General features: G+C 62.1%; 5 protein-coding genes. 2 read left to right on the top strand and 3 right to left on the bottom strand.

Annotation, left to right across the window (positions count from 1 at the left end):
* The first annotated feature begins 445 nt into the window (after positions 1-445).
* The gene (locus A5759_RS04805; protein WP_197505955.1) at positions 446-1,021 is read left to right on the top strand and encodes an integrase core domain-containing protein; all 576 of its coding nucleotides are present in this window, start codon (positions 446-448) and stop codon (positions 1,019-1,021) included.
* On the opposite strand, the gene A5759_RS26285 is transcribed toward A5759_RS04805, so the two are convergent.
* Both A5759_RS26285 and A5759_RS04795 read right to left on the bottom strand, forming a co-directional pair.
* Positions 949-1,419 (bottom strand): Ig-like domain-containing protein, encoded by a 471-nt coding sequence (locus tag A5759_RS26285; RefSeq protein WP_255391106.1) that lies wholly within the window; start codon positions 1,417-1,419, stop codon positions 949-951. The two genes, A5759_RS04805 and A5759_RS26285, sit on opposite strands and share 73 nt — an antisense overlap.
* A gap of 280 nt (positions 1,420-1,699) precedes the next feature.
* Entirely contained in the window at positions 1,700-2,053 is a 354-nt protein-coding gene (locus A5759_RS04795; RefSeq protein ID WP_068194553.1) for a metalloregulator ArsR/SmtB family transcription factor, read from the bottom strand.
* Between the two features lie 98 nt (positions 2,054-2,151).
* Here A5759_RS04795 and A5759_RS04790 point away from each other — a divergent pair, with 98 nt between their 5' ends.
* Positions 2,152-4,125, top strand: a complete 1,974-nt coding sequence (locus tag A5759_RS04790; protein ID WP_068194550.1) for a heavy metal translocating P-type ATPase — start codon at positions 2,152-2,154, stop codon at positions 4,123-4,125.
* A gap of 753 nt (positions 4,126-4,878) precedes the next feature.
* On the opposite strand, the gene A5759_RS04785 is transcribed toward A5759_RS04790, so the two are convergent.
* Positions 4,879-5,319, bottom strand: a complete 441-nt coding sequence (locus tag A5759_RS04785; RefSeq protein WP_231984544.1) for a hemophore-related protein — start codon at positions 5,317-5,319, stop codon at positions 4,879-4,881.
* Positions 5,320-5,748: the final 429 nt, after the last annotated feature.

Here is a 5,748-nt window from a genome sequence, read left to right as displayed (position 1 = left end):
ACTACGATCACAGGCGCACCCCACCAAAGGCGGGGTGATTCAACAAATGCAGTCTCCGGACTCACCGGGACGGGTCAGAACGGCCGCCTCAAGCGGCTGCTGGCTGAGGCCGAACTCGAGAAGGACGCCCTAAGGGAGGTCGCCAAGGGAAAATTCTGAGCCCAGCTGCCAAGCGCCGCGCCGTGGACATGCTCAAAGAGACGCTGAGCATGTCGGAACGGTTGGCATGCAAGGCTGTTGGGCTGGCTCGCTCCACCTACCGCCCCCTGCCGTTGGCGCAGACCCCGGCCGATCCTGACGCCGAAATGAGGGCATGGCTGCGCGCCTACGCCGTCAAACATCCCTGCCATGGGTTCCGGCGTGCATGGGCGGCGCTGCGCTACGACGAGCGCCGTGACGTCAACAAGAAGAAGATCCACGGCTGTGGCGCGAAGAGGGTCTGCAAGTGCGCGTGCACAGCCCGCGCAAGCGGGCCGGTATCTCCTCGGTGCCGCCGGTCGTCGCCGATGCGCCGAAGGTGGTGTGGGCGATCGACTTCCAGTTCGACTCCACCATCGACGGTAAGGCCATCAAGATCGCCTCGATGATCGACGGACACACCCGCGAGTCGCTGCTGAACCTGGTGGAGCGATCCATCACTGGCGAGCACCTGGTCGAGGAGCTGAAGAAGGTATTCGCCGCCCACAGCGGTCCACCGAAGGTGCTGCGCCTCGACAATGGTCCGGAGATGGTTTCTCAAGCGCTGCAACGGTTCTGCGAGAACAAGACCGGGATGGTCTACATCCCGCCGGGCTGCCCGTGGGACAACGGCTACATCGAATCGTTCAACAACAGGCTCAGGAAGGAGTGCCTCAACCGCAACTACTGGAACACCCTGTTCGAGGCCCGCGTGGTCATCGGCGACTTCAAGTACGACCACAACAACCGGCATCGACACTCAGCACTGGGCTACCGCACGCCCGCCGAGTACGCTGCCGCCTGCAGGTGCACCCACACCCCGGTGGCCTGCAGCATCAACTGAGAACGGACCAAACCAACCCGACTCTGAAACCGGGCTGACTCAGTAACGGGGACTCGCCAGACCTTAACAGTGAACGTATGCGCATCGATATCGACGACACCGACCAACGCCGCGCCGGTGTTGAACTCGGTCTTGATTCCTCCGGCCAGCACCGCCACTCCAGCGTGAGCCGGCCAGAATCCGTCGGGACTCCACTCCACTGTCATGTCGTCGAGCCAGGTGAAGGTTCCTGTCAAGGTCTGCGACGTGGTGATCGTGATGGCACGTTCGGCGGCCACCCGGTCCACGACCGGTGCGCGAAATTCCACCGTCACCGGATGGGCTATTCCCACGGTCTCACCCAAAGCGGGCCCTACGCGTGCAACCAGAGGCTGCGGAGCGATCGAGGCTGCTGCCACGGCGCCGGTAACGAGTGGCGCGACGAATGCGACAACTATGGCCAGCAGTGGGAACAGTCGAAGACTTTTAACCCAAGGCGACTCTCCCTCCAGCGCGCCCGATACGACACTTGGTATCTACTACGTATATTAGTACGAAACTGTCGGTGCCTTTCCAACAGCGAGCGCCACCTGGTAATAGGCCCCGAGCGTGAAGTGCGCTACGCGAGAGTGAAGGGGCTTTTGACGCACTCATTCTGGCGTGGCTTGCCGTGTTGCTAGCGTCCGCGCCAGTGCCGGGTTACGCGGTGGTACCGCGAGCGCCGAGGCGCAGATGTTCGATGTGGTAGATAGCTTCGTCGAGGAGTTGGGCGACGTGGTCGTCATAGAGGCGGTAAACGATGTTGCGTCCGGCGCGGTCGCCAGCGACCAAGCCGAGTGCCCGTAGTAGCCGCAGTTGATGGGAGACGGCAGGCTGTTCCATGCCGACCGCCGCGCAGAGTTCGGTGACTGTGCAGGGTGATTGACGAAGTCGAGTCAGGATGAGTAAGCGGTTCGGTGAGGCTAGCGCCTGCAGCGTTTCGGCGACCTTGAGCGCCGATGCAGCATCGAGCCCAGCCGGAGACACGGCGCGGCCTTCTACCCCATGTCCCATAGCACCCATTGAAACATGAGTGAACCGTCGATATGACATATGTAGAGCTCTACATGTATACATGTTTGCGTGTGGTTCTCGAGCGTCAATGAATCGCGATGACGGCGACCAAGGTGGATTGCGCGCCGAATGAAGTCGTTCCCGAATGCAAAGTGTTCGCCTCGCGCGGGGTCTGGGCGGTGTCTTCCGTGCGCTGGGCGGCATCAGCGCTGGTCCTGTTTCTCGCCGGCTTGGGCGCCGAAGTCGCTGACGCGCCGCCCGCACTGTGGTGTTCGCTATATCTAGCGTGCTACGCCTGCGGCGGTTGGGCGCCGGCATGGGCCGGACTGGACGCGTTGCGCGCGAAGACTCTGGATGTGGACCTTTTGATGGTTTTCGCCGCAATCGGGGCCGCTTCCATTGGCCAGATCTTCGATGGCGCGTTGTTGATCGTCATCTTCGCCACGTCCGGCGCATTGGAGGACGTAGCGACTAAACGCACCCAGGACTCGGTCAACGGGTTGCTCAATCTGGCCCCCCAACGCGCGGTCATCCTCGACGAGGACGGCATTGAACACACAGTGGCGGCTGACCGCCTGCGCGCTGGCGACCACGTTGTGATCCGTCCCGGCGAGCGCGTCTCCGGTGACGGCGTGGTGATCAGCGGCGCGTCTGAAATTGATCAGTCCTCGATCACCGGTGAAGCCCTGCCCGCCGCGAAGACGTGCGGCGATGACGTATTCGCCGGCACGTTGAATGGTTCGGGGGTACTTCGGGTGCGGATCACTCGCGATCCATCAGAAACCGTAGTTGCGCGCATTGTCACCCTCGTGGATGAGGCATCGGCCACGAAAGCCGAGACGCAGATGTTGGTCGAGAAGATCGAGCGGCGCTACTCCGTGGCAGTGGTGGCGGCGACTCTGGCGTTGTTAACCTTCCCGCTCCTGTTTGGAGCCGACCTGCAGTCCACCTTACTTCGGGCTATGACCTTCATGATCGTGGCCTCACCGTGTGCGCTGGTATTGGCCACCATGCCGCCCCTTCTGTCGGCGATCGCTAATGCCGGACGCCATGGTGTTCTCGTCAAGTCCGCGGTCGGCATGGAGAATCTGGCCGAGATCACCGTCGTCGCTCTGGACAAAACCGGAACACTAACCACCGGCAGACTGAAACTGACCGGCGTAGTTCCGTTGGGCATTAGCCGCATTAGTCCGGACGAAATCCTCAAACTGGCCGCCGCCGCCGAAGCCGGCAGCGAGCATCCTCTCGGGAGCGCGATCGTGACCGCAGCCCGCGACCGGGGCCTGGACATCGCGGTAGCCGAGGATTTCCGCGCATTGCCGGGGCGCGGCGTGCACGCCAAGGTTGGCGACCAGCTGATCGCAGTTACGAGCCCCAACACAGCGCCAGGGAAACAAGTTGCGGCCGTGTCTGACATTGAGGCCAGGGGTGGCACCGCAGTGATCGTTATCGCCGACCAAGAACCGCTCGGTGTGCTCGAGTTGCACGATCGAATTCGCCCCGAGGCACCCTCCGCGGTCCAGGAATTCACCGCGTTGACCGATGCCGCTCCCATCCTTATCACCGGTGACAATCGCGCTGCGGCAACAGTATTAGGCGAACGCCTCGGCATCACTGATGTGCGCGCTGAACTCCTGCCTGATCAAAAGGCCGCTGCGGTCACCCAGCTGCAGGCCATCGGGCAACGCGTCCTAGTCGTGGGCGACGAAGTAAACGACGCACCGGCGATGGCTGCCGCGAATGCCTCCGTCGCAATGGGCAGTTCCGGTGCCGACCTCAGCCTGGAAACCGCTGATGCCGTCTCAGTGCGCGATGACCTAGCCGCCATCTCCAACGTTATCGCTCTCGCTCGCCGGGCCCGCCGGGTCGTTATTGCCAACCTCATCATTGCGGCGAGCTTCATCACCGCACTCGTCGTCTGGGATCTGGTGGGATACCTGCCATTACCTCTAGGCGTCGCCGGCCACGAAGGGTCTACCATCCTGGTCGCCGTCAACGGTCTCCGCCTGTTGAGTGAGAGCGCCTGGCGACGCGCCGCCCCGAGACGCCAACGATCGCAGCTGAAGCGGTGAGCCACAATTCACCGCGAAGCGTGACCGCTCGACGCGTCGCCGGTTGTTCGCGTCCGCATCCTGACAAGCGCTGTTAGCGACTTCGGAGGTATCAGAGCTGCGTTGTCGTGTCCACGTCCTTTCCCGCAGGCGTACTCCAACGATCTCCCGCCGCGAAGCCCGGCGGCCCTGGTGATAACGCAAATACGGTCGACCACATGACCACCCAGTGATAGCGGCCCAGTTGTTGAACATCGCGAGTCGGACAGCGTTGTAGTGGTACGTCATTGACTCTTCTGCTGCAGTTTCAGCCATGTGCCGCGCTCCGCGTGGGCTATTTGGGAGACACCACGAGAACGCTGAACCGGCTGCGGGCGTTGGCGCATCGACCGAGTCGGCCGAATAGCGGCAGCCGATGAAACCAGCAGAGAGGCGCGAAAGCAGAACCCGGTGAGCGGTTTCGAACACGCTGCCCCCGAGCGGAAGCAGAATGAGCAGTACCGCGGTGTTTCCTGTACTCGCGGCGGCCAGTATCACCGCGGCGCGACCTCGCTGCATCGAGCTTCCTTGGTGCGGAGCGTTCTTCACAGAGCCAGCCGACGTCCAGTCAGTTGGCCCACCACCGCCACCGTTATAGGGGACCACCGCTCAAAGAGCGCCTTCCCACACACCTCCAATGCAGGCCGGGATATCGATTCCCAGATCGCACGCCGGTCGAGCGGCCCTTCTACGAATGCAGTACACCGCCAATTAGCTGCGATCCACCACACAGCATCACTGCGGAGGTGCCATGCTGCCGTGTCCCATGCCTGCAGATCCCATACCGCTCGGCGCCATACCTCCCGGGGGCGCCATCTCTCCAGATCTCATGCCGCCAGGCGCCATATCGCCGCCTCCCATACCTTGGGACATCATGCCGTCGTGCATGGGCAAGCCGCACATGGTGCTCAGATCCCGAACGGGTTGGTGGATGTTCTGAAAGGCGGCCGCCACATCTGGATGGGTGTCGGTGTAGCTCTTGATCGCGTCGTGCCGCTCCTGCATAGAGCCCTTGCTCCTAGCGTCGCGGAATACTTGCTGCACATCGGGGCGGGAGTCCAAATAGTCGGCCATCCGGGTCATTGCGGCCGCGTGCACACGCATTACAGCGGCCGGAGAACAGGGATCCGGCGGCGGCGGTTGAGCACCCGCGGCCCCAGCGGTGACGAGGGCCATTACTCCTGCCGCAACAAGACCCGCGGCTGCTGAGCCGCCCCTGCGCTGTAAACCCCATCTCTTTTGCATCTGTGTGTTCATGAACTTTCACTCCTTCTGTTCGGATCCGCGTTGTTCCAAGCCGTGTCGCTACCAAACATAATGCCGAACCTATGGGCACAAAGCAGTCGAACGTCCCTATCGGCTGGGACTTTCTTCCGTTGAGCACTCAGGCGCGGCTCTTTAGCCTAGTTATGTACGTACTAAGTAGTTAAAGAGATAAGAGACAACCTCGGCCCTATTTGGGCGCAATCGCGCTAACCGCCGGGCGACAAGCTCATGTTGCATCTGGTTCATCGGATGAAACGAAGCTTACCGGTAACCCTGCATATTCGGATTCGTCGTATTGGGGCGTGCGTGCACCTCTACGAGCTAGTGGTGGCGGCATCG

This window comes from Mycobacterium sp. 852014-52144_SCH5372336, assembly GCF_001665615.1.
In the GTDB taxonomy this organism is placed as follows: Bacteria; Actinomycetota; Actinomycetes; order Mycobacteriales; family Mycobacteriaceae; genus Mycobacterium; species Mycobacterium neumannii_A.
The sequence above is the reverse complement of the archived record's forward strand: the minus strand, read 5'-3'. Positions and strand labels throughout refer to the sequence as shown.

Bases quoted from the DNA above. Each gene is read 5' to 3' on its own strand.
- A5759_RS04795 (WP_068194553.1), bottom strand. From the start codon at position 2,053: ATGGGACATGGGGTAGAAGGCCGCGCCGTGTCTCCGGCTGGGCTCGAT.
- A5759_RS04790 (WP_068194550.1), top strand. From the start codon at position 2,152: ATGACGGCGACCAAGGTGGATTGCGCGCCGAATGAAGTCGTTCCCGAA.
- A5759_RS04785 (WP_231984544.1), bottom strand. From the start codon at position 5,319: ATGGCCCTCGTCACCGCTGGGGCCGCGGGTGCTCAACCGCCGCCGCCG.